The sequence below is a fragment of the Pasteurellaceae bacterium RH1A genome (genome assembly GCA_012221805.1).
GTDB lineage: Bacteria > Pseudomonadota > Gammaproteobacteria > Enterobacterales > Pasteurellaceae > RH1A.
This window is the reverse complement of record CP015195.1, coordinates 2,155,240-2,177,012: the sequence shown is the minus strand read 5'-3', so window position 1 is coordinate 2,177,012 and position 21,773 is coordinate 2,155,240. Positions and strand designations below refer to the sequence as shown.

Sequence of the window (21,773 nt, the reverse complement as noted above, 5' to 3'; positions counted from 1 at the left end):
GAATGAGAAGCTAATTATAAAGATGTGCAAATATATCACACTCTCTAGGGCTTTGGAATGATCAAAAAGAAGATAATTACATTGATAGGGCAAGAGCTTGATGGCGCAAGCGTCCTCGCTTGTGCCTGATCTCTTAAGCCTGGATCAGCACCAGCCTGGAGGCTGGCGCTATCAGGGGTAGGGTGCGTGTAAACGCACCGTTCAAAACAATATAAGTTTCTTGTTGGTGCGTTTACACGCACCCTACATACGCCTTTACAAGCGGTTAAAAATCACAGATTTTTTGCAATCACATCGCCCATTTGGCTGGTGGAAAGCGGCTGGGATTGGTCGGCTAAATCGGCGGTGCGGTGGCCATCTGCCAGGGCTTTTTGCACGGCGGCTTCAATGGCTCGGGCGGCATCTTCCAGGCCGAAGCTGTAACGTAACATCATGGCCGCAGATAAGATTTGAGCAATCGGGTTGGCAATATTCTTGCCGGCAATATCTGGGGCAGAACCGCCAGCAGGCTCATAGAGGCCAAAGCCCTTTTCGTTGAGGCTGGCCGATGGCAGCATGCCCATAGAACCTGTGATCATGGCACATTCGTCTGAAATAATATCACCGAAAATGTTGGAGCAGAGCAGGACATCAAAGAAGTCTGGCTGCTTGATAAGCTGCATGGTGGCGTTGTCGATATAGATGTGATCTAATTTGACTTCTGGATAGTCCTTGGCCACCTGGCTGACTACTTCCCGCCAGAGAATAGAGCTGGCCAGCACGTTGGCCTTGTCCACAGAAGTGACGTGTTTGCCCCGTTTCATGGCCGTTTCAAAGGCCACGCGGGCAATGCGTTCGATTTCAAAACGGTGGTAGACCTCGGTGTCAAAGGCCTTTTCATGGGCCCCCTCCCCTTCACGGCCCTTAGGTTGGCCGAAGTAGATGCCGCCGGTGAGCTCCCGCACGGTGACCATATCAAAGCCACGAGCGGCAATGTCGGCTCTGAGTGGGCAGAACTGTTCTAGGCCCTTGTAGAGGGTGGCCGGGCGGAGGTTGCAGAAGAGGGCAAAGTGTTTGCGAAGGGGGAGCAGGGCCCCACGTTCTGGCTGTTCATTTGGCGGTAGGTGCTCCCATTTTGGGCCACCAACCGAGCCAAAGAGGATGGCATCAGCCGCTTCACAGCCTTGGAGGGTTACATCAGGCAGGGCCTTACCATGATTGTCGATGGCTGCCCCGCCAATGTCGAAATGGTTATAGTTGAGTTTGAAGCCAAACTTGGCTTGCGTTGCGTCTAAGACCTTAATGGCCTGGGCCATAATTTCAGGGCCGATGCCGTCACCAGCTAAGACTGCGATATTGTAGGTTTGCATAGTTTATCCTTTCAAATTGTTATGAAAGGCCTAAATATAGCAAAAATTTTTGCCCTGTTGTGAAAAATTATGGCTTGGCTGCATAACGCTGGATAAGGTTGAGGGAAAGTTGTGCCACCCAGCCAATACTGAGTGCAAAGGCCAGCGTGCCCAGGCCCACAATGCCGCCTAAAAAATAGCCTGCGGTGCAGACCGCCACTTCAATGCCCGTACGCACATAGGAAACCCGCCAGCCAAAGCGTTCACACATACCCACCATCAGGCCATCTCGGGGGCCGGCCCCCATATAACAGGTCAAATAAAAGCCAGTGCCAAAGCCAAAGAGCAGAATGCCGACCAAGAGATAGACAAGCTGCCCCGTCAGGCTTTGGGGGGCGGGCAGGTAGTGGGCGGTAAAACCTAAAAAACAGGCGATAACGATAATATTGAGCACCGTGCCCAGACCAAAGCGGAGTTTAAGGGGAATCCAAAGCAACATAACCACCAAGCTAATTAAGCCAGAAACTAAACCGAGGGTAATATTGGTTTGCAGGCTGATGCCCTGGGCCAGCACCGTCCAAGGCAGGGAGCCCAGTTGGGCCTGAACCAAGAGGCCATCGCCCACGCCCATCAGGGCCAGCGAGGTAAAGAGGACAAAAAGCGTGCGGGCGCTGGGCCGCCAAAAGTGTTGGGAAGACCAGGAGGCCTTGGGTAGGATGCGAACTGTTGCCATAAATAAAAGACTTGCCCTTGTGTGCTTGGTGCTGTTTCAATATTGTAAAAGAAATCGGACCAAATAGCGAACTAACCAAATGGTCTTTTTTAGGCTAAAATAGACTATCTTAGACTCAAAGGATCCTATGCGTAAACCATTACTCAAACTGACCCTGCTTGCAGGTTTTTGCCTAAATCTGACCGCTTGCGGCACCATTTTAAGTGCCACCAGCGAGCAGGGGCTTTCCATTTACTCAGGCACCCAGCGGGATTTTCAGGCCCTGCAAGCAGGCGGCGTCACCGCCGTGCTGGCCGCCCTCGACCTGCCCTTGAGCTTTGCACTGGATACCCTCCTCCTGCCTGTTACCTTGAGCAAATAAACCTCGAATTTTAATGCTGATTTTGGAGGTTTTGTCAAGATAAAAAACCACTAATTTTACAAAGTCAGCATTTTTTGCTATAATTTGTAGCAGTTTTGTAAATTTTTAATGGTTTTTTAATATTTTTAGGAGGAATTTTGAGTTTAATCACTGCAATTAAACAACGATCGTCCTTTAACCCTTTCGTGATTTTTGTCACCCTCGGAATGGTTATGGGCCTGGTTGCTGCCACGCTAATCTTTCCACAGGCCATTCAAACAGGCCTAGACCTTGCCAAGGCCAGCATCTTTAAAAACTTCAGCTGGTTTTATATTCTGATTTTCTCAGTTTTTCTGGCCTTTTTGATGATCCTATCGGTCAGTAGCCTGGGCAATATCAAGTTGGGAACCAACGAAGAAGAACCCGAATTTAGTTTCCTCTCTTGGCTGGCCATGCTCTTTGCCGCCGGTATGGGGGTGGGGCTCATGTTCTTCGGTGTGGCCGAACCTCTTAGCCACTACCTGTCGCCCATTACCACCGGCACGCAAGAAACCCAGCAACAACTGGCCCTGCTCCACACCTTCTTCCACTGGGGCATCCATGCCTGGGCGGTTTATGCGGTGATTGCCTTGGCCCTGGCCTATTTTGCCTTCCGCTACAAGCTGCCCCTTGCCCTGCGTTCTTGCTTTTATCCGCTCTTAAAAGACCGCATTAACGGCCGTTTGGGTGATCTTATTGATATTATGGCCCTGGTCGCCACCCTCTTTGGTATCATTACTACCCTAGGTTTCGGCGCCTCCCAGCTGGGTGCAGGCCTGGAGCAAATCGGTTTCTTATCGGAAAATACCTTTGAAGTCAAAGTCGGCATTATCGTGGTTGTCATGGGCTTGGCCGTCTTCTCCGCCATTTCTGGCGTGGGCAAGGGGGTTAAAATGCTCAGTGAAATTAACCTGGGTTTAGCCTTCTGCCTCATGCTCTTTGTCTTGATTGCCGGCCCAACCCTCTATCTCCTATCGGCCTTTAGCGACAACTTGGGGGCTTATTTAAGCAACCTGGTTCAGCTGAGCTTCAAAACATACGTTTATGAAAGTGAGCATACCCCTTGGTTTACAGGCTGGACGGTGCTTTACTGGGCCTGGTGGTGTTCTTGGGCGCCTTTTGTCGGCCTCTTTATTGCCCGTATTTCCCGTGGCCGCACCATCCGTGAATTTATCTTCGGCGTGTTAGCCATTCCAACCCTGTTCAGCGTTTTATGGTTTACCATTTTCGGCAACTCAGCCATTTGGCTAGAGGCCAGCGGTGTGGCCAGCGGCCTGGGTGAGATGGTTTCTAGCCCTGAAAAACTGCTCTTTAAGTTCTTTGAATACCTGCCTCTGCCTAGTTTAACCAGCATTGTGGCTTTAATGGTGATTGCCCTCTTTTTCATCACCTCGGCAGACTCGGGCATTTATGTGTTAAACAACATCGCCTCCCGTGATAAAAGCCTGTCTGCCCCTCGCTGGCAAACGGCTATGTGGGGAATCTTAATGGCAATCGTGGCCATTACCCTGCTCAACTCAGGCGGCTTGGCCACCCTGCAAACCCTGACCCTGATTGTGGCCCTGCCTTTTGCCATGTTGATGGCGGTTATGTGCTTTAGCCTCTGGAAGGGCTTGTTGGCCGATAAGAAATACTTTGAAACCAAGGTCACCCCAACCAGTATTTTCTGGACGGGCGACCGCTGGAAGGAACGCCTAGGCCAAATGATGAGCCAGACCCAGGAAAAAGACATTGTCAAATTCTTGAAACACCAGGCCCTGCCGGCCATGCGTGAGCTGCGTCAGGAACTGATTGGCGTACACAGCCTCAACGTGGAAATCAACACCTTCTTTGAGCAGGACGAACCAGCGGTGGAAATTGTTATCAAGAAGGAGTCCATGCGTGACTTTATGTATGGAATTAAATCGGTCAGCCGTGAGGTGTCTGAGCAGCTCATTAACGATGAAAACCTGCCGCATATCCAGCACAGCACCACCTACGAGCCGATGACCTACTTCTTCGATGGCCGTACGGGTTACGATGTGCAATATATGTCCCACAACGAGCTGATTGCCGATATTCTCAAGCAATATGAACGCTACCTCAGCCTCTTGGATAACGTCGGCCAAGAACTTATGGCCCACGAACAAACCGAACTGGCCGAGTAGCCAACAAGCGGGGGAAATTGGGCAAAAATTTGCAAGTTTTTCCCGCAAAACCCATGAAAGATAGCGCCAGCGCCCTCGCTGGTGCTTCCTGTTTGTGCAGAAAAATGCTAAAAGACTTATGGTTGAACTAATGCTTCGATAACAGTTCGACAAGCTCACTGACCGTCTCCGCAACCGTCTTTTAGCTTTTGCTATATAATATCGTTTTGAAGGCAAATATCGGCACCAGCCTGGAGGCTGGCGCCATCGGAAATAGGTTATAGACCAAATAGACCAATATGAAACTTAACACCACCTTCAACCTCCCCGTTGTGCTGACCAGCCTGCTCTTTTGCGCCCTGATCCTGGCCTTGGTCTTGTTCGACACCCAACAAGCCCTAGCCGCCCTTAATCAGGCCAAGGCCTATATTTTCAGCCGCTTTAGCTGGTTTTATGTGTTAAGTAGCGCCCTTTTTCTCTTTTTTCTCATCTTCCTGGCCCTAAGCCGCTATGGTGACATCAAGCTGGGCCAGGACGATGAAGAGGCCGAATTTGGCTTCGGATCCTGGTTTGCCCTGCTCTTTACCGCAGGTATGGGGATCGGGATCATCTTCTTGGGCGTAGCCGAACCCTTGGCCCATTTTCTTTCCCCCTTGGCCCCTGAAGAGGTCACCCGCTCGGCCCTCTTTCATAGTATTTTCCACTGGAGTGTCAGCGCCTGGGCCATTTATGGCCTGATTGCCCTGGCCATTGCCTATTTCGGCTTCCGCTATAAGCTACCCCTGTCCCTACGCTCCTGTTTTTACCCACTTTTTAAGCAGAAAATTGACGGTAAACTGGGCGATCTAATCGACATTCTAGGCCTTTGCACCACCCTCTTTGGCGTGGTCACCACCCTAGCCTACAGCGCCATTCGGGTTTCTTCTGCCCTAGAGAGCATTGGCTTACTTTCGCCCAATCAGTCTGGCGTGTCCTTTATTCTCATCGGCGTGTTTGTGATTGCTGTCCTCATTTCCCTGCAAGGCATTGCCAAGGGCTTTCGTATCATCAGTGAATTTAACCTGGTGCTGACCATTGCCTTTATGCTTCTGATCTTGGCCCTAGCGCCAACCGCCTACCTGCTCAATGCCTTTACTGAAAACATCGGCTTTTACCTAAGCAGCCTCATTGGCAGCGGCTTTAAGACCTATGTTTATGAGCCACATAATGCCGCCTGGTTTTCTGACTGGACAGTGCTGTATTGGGCCTGGTGGTTTTCCTGGGCACCAGCCTTTGGCATCTTTATCGCCCGTATTTCTCGGGGCCGCACCATTCGGGAATTTATCCTAGGCGTGCTGATTGTCCCCAGCCTCTTTTTTATCCTCTGGTTTACGGTTTTCGGCAACGGGGTTATTTGGGTCAATCAATACCTGGCCCCTGAGGGCCTAGACAGCTTGGTCAATGATGTGGGTAAGCTGCTCTTTACCTTCTTGGAATACCTGCCCTTGACCTCACTTACCCAGCTCATGGCCTTTGTGATTATCGTGCTCTTTTTTATCACCACCATCGATTTTGGGATCTACATTCTCAACAACATTGCCTCCCGTGATAAAAGCCTGGTTTCCCCCCGCTGGCAGGCTATGATGTGGGGCGGGATTATGGCCATAACCACCCTGGTGTTATTGGAAATTGGCGGCATTGATGCCCTACAGGCCACCATGCTCATCTTCTCCCTGCCCTTTGTGGTGCTGATGCTGGGCATGGGAGTTAGCCTGCTCAAGGGGGTGCGGATGGACTATGCCTACTTCCACCAAAAATTCAACCAAACCAGCCTGTCTTGGACGCCTGAAAACTGGAAAACCCGCCTCGATCAGATGATCAACCAAACTGATGAGCAGGATATGTTCACCTTCCTCAAGCACATCGCCCTGCCAGCCATGCGGGAATTACGCCAAGAACTGATCGGCCGCTATGAATTAAACGTCCACATTGAAGCCCAGTGGGAACTGCCCCAACCCAAGTTGGTCTTCCAGATTGACAGCGGCAGCGTGCATCCCTTTATTTACGGCATTCATTTAAGCCTACAGGAAACCCTTGATGAGCAGGAGGAAAGGACAGAAATCTTGGTGCCCATGACCTTCTTCAATCACCAAGAAAAGAGTTATGATGTGGAATATTTCAACAAGAACCAGCTTATCGCTGATATCCTGCAACAATACGAAAACTACCTCAAATCCATTCAGGAAATTGAGGCAGCTTAGGGAAGAGTTATTGATAAAGAATGATAGGGGATGAAGAACCTTTGAACAACTCCCCTCTTTAGCAAAGAGGGGCAGGGGGAGATTTGGCAGAAGAAATAGCAACGAGAGGGCTATTTTTGGAGAAGAAACAAACAAGATAATTTCTGACTAATCATTCTCTCACTCCGTTATCACTCCTGCCAAATCTCCCCTAACCCCTCTTTGCTAAAGAGGGGAACTATATTTCCGTACATTAGACGATCACGATAACCGCTAATATTGAAAGCCCTTAATACGAAGCAAAAATACCAACCAAGCCGTGGTAAATGAGTTCGCCGCCAAAGAGGATAAAGATCAGACCTGCGCCATTATCAATATAACGGCTGTACTTGGAATAGAACTGGCGCACCTTGCTTCTGGAAAAGAGGAAGACCAAGAGGATAAAGTAAACCAAGGCACTAAAGACCAAAATGGCCAGCACGGCCAAGAGATCGCTGAGTTGATTGAGCTGGGACACATAGCCCGACATCACGCTGCTGAAAAAGACCGCAATTTTGGCATTGGAAATATTGACCATCAGGCCGTTTTTGATTTCTGTCCAAGCTGAAGTCGGTTGGATTTTTTCCTGACTGACCTTAAACTGGGCATTTTCCCGAACCTGCACCATCTTAATGCCCATTCGGACTAAGAAGCCACCACCCAAGACCATAATGATATATTGGACAAGATCCGCACTCTTACTTAAAAAAGCCAGGCCAAACAGGGCCACCACCGCCCAAACCCCGACACCAATACAAATGCCCAGCGAGCCCAACAAGGCATTGCGGGTGGTGGAGCTGGCTGCCTTGCGGCTGACATAAAAGAAATCGGGGCCAGGGCTGAGCAGGCCGACCAGTTGCACAAGAAAAATGGTCCAGAGCATCTTAGAAAATCCAGTCAATCAAGTAGAGGGAAAGCAGGGCATAAACTGCCGCCAAAATATCGTCCACCATAATGCCCAGGCCGCTTTCCAACCTTTCATCTAGGTGCTTGATGGGGTAGGGCTTGAGAATATCAAAGAGGCGGAAGCTGGCGAAGGCCAGCAGATAATAGGTCAAATTATAGTGGGGCAAAAAGGCAAACATAAGGAAGATGGCGACAATTTCGTCCCAGACAATCCGCCCATCATCATGCAGACCAAAGTCTTCACTGGCTCGGCTACAAATATGACAACCTGCCACAAAACTGACCAGAGTTAGCAACATAAAAAAGAAGCTGGATGGGATCAGTTGCCAGAGGCAAATGGCCAAGATCAGGCCTGCCAAACTGCCCCAGGTGCCTGGAGCGGGTTTGAGTAGGCCAGAGCCAAAGCCCAAGGCCAGGAAGTGAATAGGGTTTTTAAGGTTGGGTTGTTTATTCATGTTACTCACCAAAATGATCAAAGCCCTTTTGATCTGGAAGCGGGTAAGATTTGCCATTTTTTTGCAAAACGAGACCGCTTGTGGTTACCCGCCCGATACAGGTGCAGGCCACATCAAGGCCGGCAAGGGCTTCTTCCAGAGCCTGGCGATTTTCTTCACTGACGGTAAAACAAAGCTCGTAGTTTTCCCCACCAGTGAGGGCCAAGGTCTCGGCCTCTTGTGGGAAAAGAGCTTGAAGTTGGGGCGAAATCGGCAGGTTTTCCACAGAAAGTGCTGCGCCCACCTGACTTCTTTTAAGAATATGGCTTAGGTCTGCTAAAAGACCATCTGAAATATCGATGGCACAGGCACAATAAGCCCGTAAGATCTGCCCCAGTTCCACCCGAGGGGTAGGGCGGAGGTGGCGGGCGAATAAATATTGTTGAGCTGGATTGTCAGCTTTTTTGCCCTCAAGTAGAAGTTTCAAGCCAGCAGCACTGTCGCCTAGAAAGCCCGATACATAGATCCAATCCCCCACTTGAGCCTGATGCCGAAAAAGCCCTAAGCCTTCCGGCAGCCAGCCCTGGGCGGTAAGCGTAATAGACAAGGCCCCCTTGGTGGTGTCGCCCCCAATCAGATCGACCTGATAGCGATCCAAGATAGCAAAAAGCGACTGGCTAAAGGCGGCCAGCCAGGCTTCATCAAGATTGGGCAGGGTCAGGGCCAGGGAAACCCATTTAGGGTTGGCCCCCATGGCAGCTAAGTCGCTTAAATTGACCGCCACGGCCTTATGGGCCAGATGAGCAGGGTCAATATCCGGCAGGAAATGGGTATTGACGGCAAGCGTGTCGGTGCTAATGGCAAGTTGCTGACCTGGAGGAAGGCTCAAAACCGCACAATCGTCACCGATGTGCGGGCTACGCTTGAAATAGCGCTCAATCAGGTCGAACTCGCCCATGTCTATTTACGTCCGAGTGCCGGAGCCAGCTTGTCTAAAATGCCGTTGATGTACTTGTGGCTGTCGTCTGAACCAAAGACCTTGGCCACCTCGATGCCCTCGTTAATCACCACCTTATAAGGCACATCGGCTTCATAAAGCAGCTCATAGGCAGACAGGCGGAGGATGGAGCGTTCAATCGGATCGACCTCGTCTTCGCCACGGTCTAAGTAGGGACGCAGGGCATGGTCGATGCTTTCCACATTGTCCACTACGCCTCGCAGGAGCTTGCGGAAGTAGGGCATATCCACGCCCTTCATGTCCTGATCGGTGACAAAGGCTAATTCAACCTCTTCGATATTGTTTTGGGAGATATACCAAGAATAAATGGCTTGCACCGCACATTCTCTGGCACGGCGACGGGGAGAAATTTTCATATAACCTCTGTTGTACACTAGAAATAAAATCCCCTCCCCTGCTTGCGGGGGAGGGTTAGGGTGGGGGACTAACATAACCTAGCACGAGCCGTGCAGGCTTACTTAGCTAAGCCACGCTGTGGCTTTAAGCCGTGGAACGGCTTAGTTTGAGTAACCCCATACGGCTCGTATGGGGCGATCAAATAGTTTAGATGCTTTGGCCCGTTTGAATCTTGAGCTTCGCTCAATCCCCCACCCCCGCCCTCCCCCGCAAGCGGGGGAGGGAGTAAGCAAAAGACCGCAAATTCTACCATAACTTCCCCTATTTTTGCTTGGATTTCTTTTTCATCGGCACCAGCGGTTCAGATTTTATAATGTAAGGGGTTACAAAGATCACCAGCTCCCGCTTGGAAATCTGATCTCGGCTTTTGCTAAAAAGGTGCTTGATAACCGGAATAGACCCCAAAACCGGCACCCTGTCCTCGCCCCTTGAAATCAGGTGTTGGAAAATGCCGCCCAAGACGATGGTCTGACCATGTTGAGCAAAGACCTGAGTATTGATTTCCTGCTTGTCGATGGTCACCATCTGGTTGCTGTTTTGGCTAGAATTGTTGGGCGAGTTTTGGCTGACAATCAAGTCCAGCAGGATCTGGTTGTTCTTAGACAGGTGCGGCGTGACCTCTAGGCCCAGAACGGCCTCCCGAAATTCCAGCTCGGACAGCTCATCCTTGCTGTTGTAGTAGGCATAGGGGATTTCCGTTCCCTGCTTGATGCTGGCCCGCTGCTTGTTGGTGGTCAGAAGTTTGGGGCTGGCGATGATTTCCACTGAATTTTCCCGCTCCAAGGCCGTTAGCTCCAAGTCCAGCATACGGCTGTTGATGGTGGCCACTTGCAGGGCAACCGAGGCCGCATTGTTGATGGGGAAATTGACATTGAGATTATTGGTTGCTAGCCCATTGCCCTCAAAGCTGCCCGCCAGCCTATGCGCCCCTTCGGTGGGATTGAATAGCCCCCAACGCACGCCCAATTCTTTAAGGTTTTCGCTGCTGATGGTGACAATGCGGGCTTCAATAGCGATCTGTTGGGTGGGCTGATCCAGCTTCTCTATCAGGGGCAGGATCTGCTTAAGGGAGGCGGCCGAGTCCTTAATAATCAACTGGTTGGAGCGATCATCAAAGTGGAGGTAGCCATTCTCGCTTAGGAAATTGCCACTGCCCTTGGTCAGGGACTCAATCACCTCCGAGGCCTTGGCATAGTGGAGCTGGACGGTCTTGGTCACCAGCTTGGGTGGGCTGTTAATAGGTGTTACTTGCGGGCTAACAAGCGGGGCAAAATCGGGTATTTCTTGCAAAAGAGGCGGGTTTTCTGTCTGGCTTTTTTGTGCCACATAGAAAATATCCTCCTCCTTTTTAATGGTCAAATTTTTGGCCTTGGCTATATGGTTGAGGGCCTGTTCAAAGCTGCTGTTTTGCAAGCGCAGGGTAATGGGCTTCTGCTCAAGGCTGCCCTGAATAACTAGGTTTTTATCCATTTCTTCGGCCAAAAAGGCGATGATCTTTTCCGTTGGCGCCTCTTTAAGGGCTAAAGAAAGGGGCTGGGCAAGCAGGCTGGCACTGATCAGGCTCAGCAAAATAACAAGTCGTCTCATAAAAACTCCTATAATTTAAGGTTAACCTGGTGGGGCTGGTCGCAGGCTTGAGTTTTATGCCAATCAATATATTTGAGGCCGCCGAAGTCAATCTGGCTAAATTGAATGCCCTGCTCCCTTAAATAATCATTGGCTTGAAAACCCAATAAATTTTCCTGCTTGTCCATAAAAATGGCCTTGAAGTTATCTTCCCTTTTTAAAATACCAATTAAACGTAATTCACTAAAGGCCGTTTGAATATCCAAAGCATTAATTTTCCCCAACGGCTGACAAGCTATTTTTGCAGATTCTGGGCTATTTTGATCCGCTTGTTGGGTTTGGCCTTGGCTTATTTCTTCGGCATAAAAAGGATCGGCCCAAAGGGGTAGGCTAATTAAAGAACATAAAAGGTATTTTTTCATGGTGAATCCTTAACAGAAAGGGTAATTTCATTTTGAATTTGGCGGTTTTCATTGAGTTTAAAAAGGTAAATTTCCTTCAAAGCAATCTTTTCCAGCTGATTAAGCTGCCTGATAATCTCAAAACTTTTTTGGCTGTCTTGGCTAAAAACCAAACTGGCCGATTTTTGGTTGCCCAGCTGCCAGTGGATATTATCTAACCTGGCCTGGCCTTGGTCTAAAATTTGGTTTAGATCCTGGTTTATGGCCCTGAGGTTGGCCTGTTGCAGAGCCTGTTTATTCTGACTTAGGCTGGCTAGGAGGCTGGTTTGTTGATGGATGTCTTGGGCTAACTGCTCCCCTGTTAAACTCAGTCGTTGCTCCTCCTGCACATGCTGCCAATACTGACTAAGCGGAAGCAGAAGGCTTAAACTTAAGGCCAGCAAAATCAGGTAAAAACGCTGCTGCAAGAAGGTCAGCCCCATAAAAATCGGGTGATAGGGGGCCAAATAATAGGAGCTTAGCCAGTTTCTCATTCTGCCCCCTCCTCAACTTGCAGGGAAAATTCCACCTGGCCCTGTTGAATCAGCTGAAAATGAACCACCTTATAGGCAAAACCTTGAGCCTTAAGGTTGTCTTCTAAGCCGTCAAAGGCGGTGATACTGAGTTTTCCGCTGATTTTTAGCTGATCATCAACAATGTGCAGGCTTTCAAGCCCGCCCTTCAGCGGGACTTGGCTTAAATAGGCCAAAAAGGCCATCACCTTATGGCGATCTAAGGCCTGATGTGGGTTGGCCATTAGGCTCTGTTTTAGGCTTTCCACTTGTTGTTTAAGGCTTATTAATTTATTTTCTTGAGCATGGTTGTCTTGTTTTAGCTTATTTAATTTTGCTTTTTTCGCTTGATTAAGGTTAAGCAAAAATAAAATAACCAAAATAAGCAAAAGCACAAATAAACCTAATTTTATCAGCAGGCCCAAAGATTTATTAACCCAGGCCTTTTGGCGATAATTGGTTAGGCTGATGGCATATTCCATAAGCTGGCTCCCAGTGCCGTTAAATAAAGTTCAGGTTTTGTTATATCCGGCATAATGTCTATTTGAATTTCATTGGCAAAGCCTGATTTTTGATAGGTATAAAAACGCTCAAAATAGGCTTCTTTTTTAAGCGGCATAAGGCCGGCCTGTTCGGTTTTAAATTCCAGAATTTGGTTTTTAAATAAGTAACCCGTTGCAAAGGGCTTTTTGGGTTTTTCTTGGGCCAAAAAATGATAGGCCCTTTGCAGGCAATGCCATTCGCAGTCTAAATGCAGCTTGGGCTGGGTTAGAAATTGATTGGCAAAGCCCTTGGCCAGGGCATAAATAATAACCTGCAAGCCCTGGTTTTTAAGGGGAGTTATCTGGTAGTCGAAATAAATATCCTCCAGTTTGAGGGGCAAGTCCTGCTTGAGCTGCTGAATCACTTGGCGATAGATGAGGTTGTGATTTTGGCTGGCGGGCAGAAGCAGATACTTACGCCAGATGTACTGGTGGGGGATGGCTCGCACCACCACCGAGCCATGCTTAAAGCCCTCCATCTTTTGGAGAAGCTTGTCGGCCGAGACCTTCTTTTTCTCGAACCACTGGGTTTTGGTTAGGCCGCCTTCTTGTTTGACCAGGCAGAACTGATCCTTGTCCTCGCTCAAACCAATTTGAACAAGCGGTGGTTTTTGACTGAAAATTTGCGTAAAGATGCTCATAGAAGTCCCCATTTTTTCCCTCATTAGGGGCGTTTTGCAGTATAATCGCCCTCATTTCGCAAGGGATTTTGATCTCTTATTTTGATTTCGTCATTCACCAAAAGAGTATTTTTCGATGAAGATCGTAAAATTTATATTTAGCACTTTACTCACGCTGGTAATTGTGCTTGCCATTGCAGGTGGCCTGTTTTACACCCATTTGAAATCTGATCTACCTGATGTGAAGGGGCTGGCCACGGTTGAGCTACAAAAGCCCATGCAGATTTTTACCTCCGATGGCAAGCTCATTGGCGAGGTGGGGGAAGAGCGCCGCATTCCAGTCAAGTTAGCTGATATTCCCACTCAACTCATTGATGCCATTATCGCCACCGAAGATGTGCGTTTTTACCAACACCACGGCTTTGACCCTCGGGGCATGGCGCGTGCCTTGGTAAATTCCATGAAGGGCGACACCGAGGGCGCCAGCACCATCACCCAGCAGCTGGCCCGTAACTTCTTCTTAACCCCTGAACGTAAGATGATCCGCAAATTGCGGGAAATTGTGTTAGCCACCGAAATCGAAAAGATCATGAGCAAGGAGGAAATCCTTGAGCTTTATCTCAACAAAATCTACCTGGGCTACCGTTCCTACGGGGTGGCAGCGGCCGCCAAAACCTATTTCGGCAAGGACTTAAAAGACCTAACCCTGTCTGAAATCGCCATTATTGCCGGCCTGCCAAAGGCGCCTTCCACCATGAACCCGCTCTTTTCCCTCAAGCGGGCTGAAAACCGCCGTAACACAGTTTTATGGCGGATGTTGCAGGTGGGCAAAATCGACCAGGCCCAGTATGAAGCGGCCAAGGCCGAGCCTATTGTGGCCAAGTATCACGGCTCTCAACTGGAATTTCGTGCTGACTATGTGACCGAAATGGTGCGTCAGGAAATGGTCAAACGCTATGGCGAAAAAGAGGCCTACACCAAGGGCTTCAAGGTTTATGCCACCGTCCTGTCCCACGACCAACACGAGGCCCAAAATGCCCTGCGGGAAAACCTGATTGATTACGACCGCCGCCACGGCTGGCGGGGAGCAGAAGCCCTTTGGAAGCCCAAGGAAGATCCTTGGGATGAGGAAAAAATCATCGAGCACTTAAGCAAGCTCCCCCATTCAGAGCCTTTTACTCCAGCCGTGGTCATGAAAATGCAACGGGATCGAGCCGATATTCTGCTGCAAAATGGCGAAAGTGCCGTGGTCAAGTTCAACCGTATGGCCTGGACAGGCAAGGGCGGTAAGAGTGTGGCCGTTGGTCAGCAAATTTGGGTGCGTGAACGAGCCGGCAAAAATCCTGAATGGGAGCTGGGCCAGATCCCAGAGGTCAATTCAGCCCTCGTTTCCCTTAACAGCGACAACGGCGCCATTGAGGCCATCGTGGGCGGCTTTAGCTTTGAACAAAGCCGCTTTAACCGTGCTACCCAGTCTATGGTCCAGGTAGGGTCTTCCATCAAGCCCTTTATTTATGCCGCCGCCATGAACAAGGGCCTAAGTTTGGCCACCACAGTTAGCGACCAGCCCATTACCATCAAAAAGGCCGGCCAAAAACCTTGGTCGCCGAAAAACTCGCCAGGTGTCTATGAAGGCAACCTTCGCCTGCGGGTGGGTATTGGTAAGTCTAAAAACGTCATGATGGTTCGCACCGTGCAAATGGCCGGCATTGACTACATCGCTGACTACCTACAACGCTTTGGTTTCGACCGCAAACAATATATCGCCACCGAGGCCCTGGCCCTAGGCGCGGCCTCCTTTACCCCACTTGAAATGGCTCGGGGCTATGCGGTTTTTGATAATGGCGGCTTCCTGATTGAGCCTTACATTATCGAACGTATTGTGGATGGCAACGGCCAGGAGGTCTTTAAGGCCAACCCAGCCATGGCCTGTATTGAGTGCCATAACATTCCCGTCATCTACCCAGAACCTGAACAATTTGACTTCATCAAGGCCCAGAAAAAGCCTGAAGACAAGGTGGAAACCGTGACCGTCACCGAAGATGAGGTGGACGATCAACTGCCTGAAATCAGCACCACCAACAAGGCTGAAGCCCCAAGCCTGATGGCCAGCTCCACCGAGCAAACCCAGCAGATCCACTATGCCCCTCGGGTCATCAGTGGCGAATTGGCTTTCTTAATGCGCAGCGCCCTTAACACGGCCATTACCGGCGAAAAGGGCCAGGGCTGGAAGGGCACCAGCTGGCGAGTGGCCAATGAAATCAAACGCAGCGACATTGGCGGCAAAACCGGCACCACCAATAAATCCAAGGTGGCCTGGTATGCAGGCTATGGTGCTAACTTGGTTACCACGGTTTATGTTGGCTTTGATGATAACAAACGGGTAGTGGGCGAAGCTGGCGCAACGGCCGCCCTGCCGGCCTGGATCCGCTATATGAAGGTGGCTCTGTCTGACAAGGAAGAACGTAAGCTGGCCCTGCCGCCCAATATTATTGAAGTGGAAATCGAAACCACCAATGGCCTCCTAGGCAAGGGCAAGAAGGAATACTTCATCAAGGGCACCGAGCCGACCAAGAAATACATTGTGGAAAAAGCCATCACCGCCCCTCGCTATGAACTGCCGAAGGGCTACGGCCTGCCCCCAAGCATGGGCGGCACCCATGAGTTATTTTAGATAAGTGAACAAACAAGGGCAGCCTAGGTTTCCCTTGTTTTTTGGAAAATAGATTATGAAAACCAGCATTTACGACAACCCTATCTTTTTTGAGAGTTATCTTAAGCTTCGCACCAACCCCATTAGCCTGAACGAAATCGTGGAAAAGCCAACCATGTTTTCCCTCCTGCCCTCTCTTGAGGGCAAACGCTTACTGGATTTGGGCTGTGGGGCAGGAGGGCATTTGCAAACCTATCTAAAACAAGGTGCTAGCTTTGTGGCAGGCCTTGATCTGTCGGCTCAAATGCTGCAAGAAGCAGAACGGGAATTTGCAAATTTAGGCTTCAATCCAACCGCTTACAGCCTCCATCAACTGCCTATGGAAGCCCTGCTTGAGTTGCCTCACAGTGAATTTGATGTGATTACCAGCTCCTTTGCCTTTCATTATGTGGCTGATTTCCCCAAACTCCTGGCCGACATCAAGGCCAAGCTCAAGCCCCAAGGTTGGCTGATTTTTTCCCAAGAACACCCCATTGTCACCTGCCATAAAGAAGAGGATGGAGATCGTTGGGAAAAGGGTGTGAATAAGGCACAAAGAGCCTATCGGTTACGCTCTTATCGAGAGGAGGGAGAACGCCGCCGCAACTGGTTCCAACAAGGCTTTAAAACCTACCACCGCACCACAGCCACCCTCTTAAATCAGCTGATTGCCGCAGGCTTTGTGATTGAGCAAGTTGAAGAACCCATGCTGGCCAATCAGCCCGAATGGCATGATGAATTTAAGGACTTGGCCCACCGACCAGTCTTGCTTTTTGTAAAGGCGAGGCTCGCCTAGAGCTTATCACAAACAAGCGGTTGAAAATTTGCAGGTTTTTGCAAAATCTCAACCGCTTGTAGAGCTAGGGCGTGTCCTCAATTACCAAATCTTAATCCGATCCTCTGGGCGGACAAACATCTTGTCGCCCAACTTGGTGCCGAAGGCTTCATGGAAGCCGTCAATATTGAGCACGGGGGCAAAGGCTCGGAACTGGCCAGGGGCGTGAGGGTCGCTCTTGACCTGATGGGTCAGGGCCTGGACGGTGGCCTTGGCTCGCCAGGAGCGGGTCCAGCTCATAAAGAAGCGTTGATCTGAGCTTAGGCCTTCTAAGGCAGGGCTTGGGCCTTTTTCTTGTTCATAGAGCTTAAGGGCATCATAGGCAATGCTAAGGCCGCCTAGGTCTGCAATGTTTTCGCCTAGGGTGAAGCGGCCATTAACAAAGACTTGAGGGGCCACTTCGAACTTGTCGAACTGGGCTACCAGCTTGTCGGCCAGGGCCTCAAAGCGTTTGCGGTCGTCAGCCGTCCACCAGTTAGTTAGGTTGCCGTCGCCGTCAAATTTAGAGCCGCTGTCGTCAAAGCCGTGGGTGATTTCATGGCCGATAATGGCCCCGATGGCCCCGAAATTCACGGCAGGATCGGCCTTGGCATCAAAGAGCGGGGCCTGCAAGATGCCAGCTGGGAAGACAATGCGGTTCATGAGTGGGCTGTAGGAGGCATTGACCACCTGTGGCAGCATACCCCATTCATTCAGATCGACTGGCTTGCCCACCTTGCCCAACTGCTCTTGATAATTCCAGGCGGCAATGGAGCGAATGTTATCGTAGAGGGAACCACCCTGGGCCTGGGTTTTGAGGGTCAGCTGGCTGTAATCCTTCCATTTATTGGGGTAGCCCACCTCGGTGATAAATTTATCCAGCTTGACCTTGGCCTTTTGCTTGGTTTCAGCCGACATCCAGTCTAACTGCTCAATTCGCTTGTGGTAGGCCTTGACCAGGTAGCCTGCAATATCCAAGAGTTCTGTTTTGGCTGCTTTAGGGAAGAATTTTTCCACATAGAACTGGGCAAATTCCTGGCCCAGGCTGGTGTTGATCATGGCAAGCCCCCGTTTTTCCATGGCGCGCTGTTGTTTTTGGCCGGTTAGGGTTTTGCCATAGAAGGCAAAGCGGGCTTCATCCAGCTCCTTGTTTAAGTAAGGTGCCGCACCAGAAAGGGCCTGGAAGGTCAAATAATGCTTGATAAGGGCCAAATTCTGCGGGTTGATGATCTTATCCAGGGCCTGGAAATAGCGGGGCTCCCAAAGAATGACCTCCTCGGTTTGCACGCCCACGTCCTTGAGGTAGGCGTTTAAATCCAAGTGCTTGCTCATGCCCTTAAGTTGAGCCATGGAAACTGGATTGTAGCGTTTTTCAATCTTACGGGCTTCCTCGTTGGTAAAGAGGGTTTGGGCAATGCTTTTCTCAAAGGCCAGGATTTGCTTGGCCACCGCTTGTGGATTTTTAACCTTGGCATAGGCTAGGATTTGGGCCACATAGGCCTGGTAGGCGGCTAGGGTCTTGCGGTTTTCAGGCGTGTCTTTTTGGTAGTAGTCCTTGCTGAGGCCTAGGCTTTCGCTGCTCAAATAAACCGCATTTTGGCGGGAGTCCTTGAGGTGGCCAAAAACAAACCAACCAAAGAGGGCGCCGCCGCCAAGCCTCGTTTCGCTGACCAAGTAGGCTTGTAGATCGGAGAGGGTTTGAATGGCCTGGATCTTGGCCAAATCCGCCTGAATTGGGGCCAGCCCCTGTTGCTCACGGGCCTCTAAGTCCATATAGGTTTCATAGAGGGCCTTGAGGCGTTGGGCACGTGGGTCGTTTGCAAGTTTTGGGTCGGAAATGACCGCTTGTAGGAGGGCGATGGATCGTTTGTCGTTAAGCTCATTCAGCTCGGCCAGGGTTCCCCAAGAGGCACGGTCAGCCGGGATTTGGGCGGTTTCCAGCCACTTGCCGTTTACATAGCGATAGAAGTCCTCTTGTGGGGCAACTCTGCTGTCCAGGCCTTCTGTTAGCGTGCTTTGGTAGGTTTTTCCCGCACAAGCCGCTAAACAGGCCGACAGGGCGGTCAGGCTTAGGATTTTGGTCAGTTTCACTTTTGGTTCTCCTTTTGTTTTTCGTGTAGTTGCTTGACTTCCTTCATCTGTTTTTCCAGATCTTTAATGGTCTCGTCAATGCTTTCCAAGACCTCGCTACACATTCTAACCTGCTTGGCCTCGTCCATGTCTTGCAGGGCCAGCTGGTAGTTATCCAGCTCGTTGGTAATGGAGGCTTCGTCCAACTCCACCACCTGAAACATCTTTTCGGCCTTGGCCAAAAACTCTTGGCATTCCTTGGGGAAGGTTTGGGCCTGGCTGGTGCAAGCGGCCAGAATCAGGCCTAACATTACAAATTGCTTCATCTTATTTTCCTATACAGAAAGAACTGAAAATATTGCCCAGCAGATCGTCCGAGGTAAACTGCCCAGTGATTTCGCTTAAGGCATTTTGCACCATGCGTAATTCCTCGGCCAACAATTCACCAGCCAGGAACTGGGTTAGCTGGACATGGCCCCGCTCCAAATGCTCAGCGGCCACTTCCAAAGCCTGCAAGTGGCGGCGGCGAGCCAGGAAGCCGCCTTCGGTCGAGCTTTGGTAGCCCATGGAGGTTTTAAGGTGATCACGCAACAAATCCACGCCCACCTTGGTTTGGGCAGACAGGCGAATAAGGCTAAAGTTGCCCTCTTGGCTTAGGCCTTCTGGTTCGCCACTTAAATCCACCTTATTACGAATAACGGTTACTGGCATCTTGGCAGGCAACTTGGCCAGGAAATCGGCCCACTCGCTTTGAAAGGCATCAGCTGCTTGCTGGGTGCTGTCGATCATCAGCAAGACATGATCAGCCTGGGCGATCTCATCCCAGGCCCGCTTGATCCCAATCCGCTCTACCTCGTCACTGGCCTCCCGCAGGCCGGCCGTGTCGATAATATGCAGGGGCATACCGTCAATATGGATATGCTCCCGCAGCACATCACGGGTTGTGCCGGCGATGTCGGTTACAATGGCAGCCTCCCTTCCTGCCAGGGCATTGAGCAGGCTGGACTTGCCCGCATTAGGCCGGCCGGCGATAACGACCTTCATGCCCTCCCGCAAAATCGTCCCCTGCTTGGCCTCACGGCGAACGCCGTCCAACTGGGCAATAATCTCATTGAGCTTGGCCTCAATCTTGCCATCGGCCAGGAAGTCGATCTCCTCATCTGGGAAGTCAATGGCCGCTTCCACATAGGTACGCAGGTAGATAACATTATCCACCAAGGCATTGATTTTATTGGAGAATTCTCCTTGTAGGGATTTGAGAGCCGAACGGGCGGCCTGTTCGCTGGTGGCATCAATCAAATCGGCAATGGCCTCGGCCTGGGCCAGATCTAACTTGTCGTTTAAGAAGGCCTGTTCGGAAAACTCGCCGGCTCGGGCAATGCGGATACCCTTGATCTGCAAGATCCGCTTGAGCAGGATGTCCAAAATTACCTGGCCGCCATGGCCTTGTAGCTCGAGTACATCTTCGCCGGTAAAGGAATTGGGGCCCTTGAAAAAGAGGGCGATACCCTGGTCTAGGACGGTGCCGTCCACATCCTTGAAGGGCAGGTAGTTGGCCAGCCGTGGCTTGAGTTCACGGCCCAGGACTTCTTGGGCAACCTGGCTTGCCAGCGGGCCTGATACCCGCAGAATACCCACGCCGCCACGCCCGATGGGAGTGGCCTGGGCTACGATGGTGTCTTTCATGTTGGTTCTCTATGTTACCCTCGCCCTCAAAAATCCCCTCCCCTGCTTGCGGGGGAGGGTTAGGGTGGGGGGACTATCTAAAATAAGCGGTAGGTTTTTTTAAGAAATTTGCAAATTTTGGTGAATTTTATACCGCTTCTTGCTTCGATAGCGCCAGCGTCCTCGCTGGTGCTTATAAGGCATTGATATATAAGGCACAAGCGTGGACGCTTGCGCCATCGTTTGTACATTCTACTACAAAAACAAAAGGCAGACACTTGGTCTGCCTTGGCATTGGGGCAATTTACTTGACGATTTCGCCCTTGGCCTGGAGGTCGGCGTGGTAGGAAGAACGCACGAAAGGCCCGCAGGCAGCGTGTTCAAAGCCCATGGCGTTGGCCTTGTCCCTAAACTCGTCAAACTCGGCTGGTGGCACATAGCGGGCCACCGGCAGGTGATGGCGGCTTGGCTGGAGGTATTGGCCCAGGGTCAGCATGGTCACACCGTGATCACGCAGGTCTTGCATGACTTCCAAGATTTCCTCGTTGGTTTCGCCCAAACCCACCATCAGGCCTGACTTGGTTGGGATGTCAGGGAACATGGTTTTGAAGTCCTTGAGCAGCTTGAGCGACCACTCATAATCTGCCCCAGGGCGAATTTGGCGGTAGAGGCGTGGCACGTTTTCCATGTTGTGGTTGAAGACATCAGGCGGGTTGTCCTTGAGTTTTTCAAGGGCCTGGTCAATCCGGCCACGGAAGTCTGGCACGAGGATCTCAATCTTGATGTGTGGATTGAGGGCACGGATTTCACGCACACAATCCGAGAAGTGGCCGGCTCCACGGTCTGGCAGATCGTCCCTGTCCACCGAGGTAATGACCACATATTTAAGCTTCATATCCTGAATGGTTTCAGCCAATTTGCGTGGTTCGTCTGGGTCTGGCGGGAGCGGTTTGCCGTGGGCCACATCACAAAACGGGCAACGGCGGGTACAAATGGCACCCAAAATCATAAAGGTGGCCGTGCCGTGGTTGAAGCATTCGTGCAGATTCGGGCAGGAGGCTTCTTCACAAACTGAATGCAGGCCGTGGCGGCGCATACCATTCTTAATGCTCTCAATTCTGGCCCCACTGGCTGGCAGCTTGATTTTCATCCATTCAGGCTTTTTGAGTAGCTCCTGATCGGGGTCGATATTTTTTACTGGAATAATGGAGGTTTTGGCGGCGTCACGGTATTTGACGCCCCGTTCCATCTTAAAAGGTGTTCCCATTAACAAT

General features: G+C 50.6%; 21 protein-coding genes. 5 read left to right on the top strand and 16 right to left on the bottom strand.

Annotation, left to right across the window (positions count from 1 at the left end; translation table 11 throughout):
* Positions 1-272: 272 nt before the first annotated feature.
* Positions 273-1,349, bottom strand: coding sequence for a 3-isopropylmalate dehydrogenase (locus tag A4G20_10290; GenBank protein QIW16688.1), 1,077 nt, complete (start codon positions 1,347-1,349; stop codon positions 273-275).
* Positions 1,350-1,416: 67 nt separating this feature from the next.
* The gene (locus tag A4G20_10285; protein ID QIW16687.1) at positions 1,417-2,061 is read right to left on the bottom strand and encodes a hypothetical protein; all 645 of its coding nucleotides are present in this window, start codon (positions 2,059-2,061) and stop codon (positions 1,417-1,419) included.
* Between the two features lie 127 nt (positions 2,062-2,188).
* On the opposite strand from A4G20_10285, the gene A4G20_10280 reads away from it, so the two are divergent.
* The 3 genes from A4G20_10280 to A4G20_10270 all read left to right on the top strand — a co-directional run bounded on the left by A4G20_10280 (position 2,189) and on the right by A4G20_10270 (position 6,806).
* On the top strand, positions 2,189-2,422 hold the full coding sequence (locus A4G20_10280) for a hypothetical protein (GenBank protein ID QIW16686.1): 234 nt from the start codon (positions 2,189-2,191) through the stop codon (positions 2,420-2,422).
* 137 nt (positions 2,423-2,559) lie between these two features.
* On the top strand, positions 2,560-4,587 hold the full coding sequence (locus A4G20_10275) for a transporter (GenBank protein ID QIW16685.1): 2,028 nt from the start codon (positions 2,560-2,562) through the stop codon (positions 4,585-4,587).
* 278 nt (positions 4,588-4,865) lie between these two features.
* Positions 4,866-6,806, top strand: a complete 1,941-nt coding sequence (locus A4G20_10270) for a choline transporter (GenBank protein ID QIW16684.1) — start codon at positions 4,866-4,868, stop codon at positions 6,804-6,806.
* Between the two features lie 268 nt (positions 6,807-7,074).
* On the opposite strand, the gene A4G20_10265 is transcribed toward A4G20_10270, so the two are convergent.
* The 10 genes from A4G20_10265 to A4G20_10220 form a co-directional block, all read right to left on the bottom strand.
* Positions 7,075-7,707 carry a hypothetical protein gene (locus A4G20_10265; protein QIW16683.1) on the bottom strand — a complete coding sequence of 211 codons (633 nt, stop codon included), beginning with the start codon at positions 7,705-7,707 and terminating at the stop codon, positions 7,075-7,077.
* A 1-nt stretch (position 7,708) separates the two neighbouring features.
* Entirely contained in the window at positions 7,709-8,185 is a 477-nt protein-coding gene (locus tag A4G20_10260) for a phosphatidylglycerophosphatase (protein ID QIW16682.1), read from the bottom strand.
* 1 nt (position 8,186) lies between these two features.
* On the bottom strand, positions 8,187-9,122 hold the full coding sequence (locus A4G20_10255; GenBank protein ID QIW16681.1) for a thiamine-phosphate kinase: 936 nt from the start codon (positions 9,120-9,122) through the stop codon (positions 8,187-8,189).
* A gap of 2 nt (positions 9,123-9,124) precedes the next feature.
* Positions 9,125-9,538 carry a N utilization substance protein B gene (locus A4G20_10250; protein QIW16680.1) on the bottom strand — a complete coding sequence of 138 codons (414 nt, stop codon included), beginning with the start codon at positions 9,536-9,538 and terminating at the stop codon, positions 9,125-9,127.
* Between the two features lie 98 nt (positions 9,539-9,636).
* A complete protein-coding gene (locus tag A4G20_10245) occupies positions 9,637-9,831 on the bottom strand; it encodes a hypothetical protein (protein QIW16679.1) in 195 nt (64 codons plus the stop codon).
* A gap of 8 nt (positions 9,832-9,839) precedes the next feature.
* Positions 9,840-11,165 (bottom strand): secretin, encoded by a 1,326-nt coding sequence (locus A4G20_10240; GenBank protein QIW16678.1) that lies wholly within the window; start codon positions 11,163-11,165, stop codon positions 9,840-9,842.
* A gap of 8 nt (positions 11,166-11,173) precedes the next feature.
* The gene (locus A4G20_10235) at positions 11,174-11,566 is read right to left on the bottom strand and encodes a hypothetical protein (GenBank protein ID QIW16677.1); all 393 of its coding nucleotides are present in this window, start codon (positions 11,564-11,566) and stop codon (positions 11,174-11,176) included.
* Positions 11,563-12,078: a hypothetical protein gene (locus tag A4G20_10230; GenBank protein QIW16676.1), complete on the bottom strand. Its 516-nt coding sequence runs from the start codon at positions 12,076-12,078 to the stop codon at positions 11,563-11,565. The genes A4G20_10235 and A4G20_10230 overlap by 4 nt, the downstream gene beginning before the upstream one ends.
* The gene (locus A4G20_10225) at positions 12,075-12,578 is read right to left on the bottom strand and encodes a hypothetical protein (GenBank protein ID QIW16675.1); all 504 of its coding nucleotides are present in this window, start codon (positions 12,576-12,578) and stop codon (positions 12,075-12,077) included. Before A4G20_10225 ends, A4G20_10230 begins: the two co-directional genes overlap by 4 nt.
* Positions 12,557-13,279, bottom strand: a complete 723-nt coding sequence (locus A4G20_10220) for a hypothetical protein (GenBank protein QIW16674.1) — start codon at positions 13,277-13,279, stop codon at positions 12,557-12,559. The genes A4G20_10225 and A4G20_10220 overlap by 22 nt, the downstream gene beginning before the upstream one ends.
* 115 nt (positions 13,280-13,394) lie before the next feature.
* Here A4G20_10220 and A4G20_10215 point away from each other — a divergent pair, with 115 nt between their 5' ends.
* Both A4G20_10215 and A4G20_10210 read left to right on the top strand, forming a co-directional pair.
* Positions 13,395-15,932: a penicillin-binding protein gene (locus A4G20_10215; protein QIW16673.1), complete on the top strand. Its 2,538-nt coding sequence runs from the start codon at positions 13,395-13,397 to the stop codon at positions 15,930-15,932.
* A 55-nt stretch (positions 15,933-15,987) separates the two neighbouring features.
* Positions 15,988-16,746: a hypothetical protein gene (locus A4G20_10210; GenBank protein ID QIW16672.1), complete on the top strand. Its 759-nt coding sequence runs from the start codon at positions 15,988-15,990 to the stop codon at positions 16,744-16,746.
* A gap of 81 nt (positions 16,747-16,827) precedes the next feature.
* Here A4G20_10210 and A4G20_10205 read toward each other — a convergent pair whose 3' ends face one another.
* The 4 genes from A4G20_10205 to A4G20_10190 form a co-directional block, all read right to left on the bottom strand.
* Positions 16,828-18,855 carry an endothelin-converting protein gene (locus A4G20_10205; protein ID QIW16671.1) on the bottom strand — a complete coding sequence of 676 codons (2,028 nt, stop codon included), beginning with the start codon at positions 18,853-18,855 and terminating at the stop codon, positions 16,828-16,830.
* A complete protein-coding gene (locus A4G20_10200) occupies positions 18,852-19,160 on the bottom strand; it encodes a hypothetical protein (GenBank protein QIW16670.1) in 309 nt (102 codons plus the stop codon). The genes A4G20_10205 and A4G20_10200 overlap by 4 nt, the downstream gene beginning before the upstream one ends.
* A 1-nt stretch (position 19,161) precedes the next feature.
* On the bottom strand, positions 19,162-20,520 hold the full coding sequence (locus A4G20_10195; GenBank protein QIW16669.1) for a tRNA uridine(34) 5-carboxymethylaminomethyl synthesis GTPase MnmE: 1,359 nt from the start codon (positions 20,518-20,520) through the stop codon (positions 19,162-19,164).
* 283 nt (positions 20,521-20,803) lie between these two features.
* Entirely contained in the window at positions 20,804-21,766 is a 963-nt protein-coding gene (locus A4G20_10190) for a lipoyl synthase (GenBank protein ID QIW16668.1), read from the bottom strand.
* Positions 21,767-21,773 lie beyond the last annotated feature (7 nt).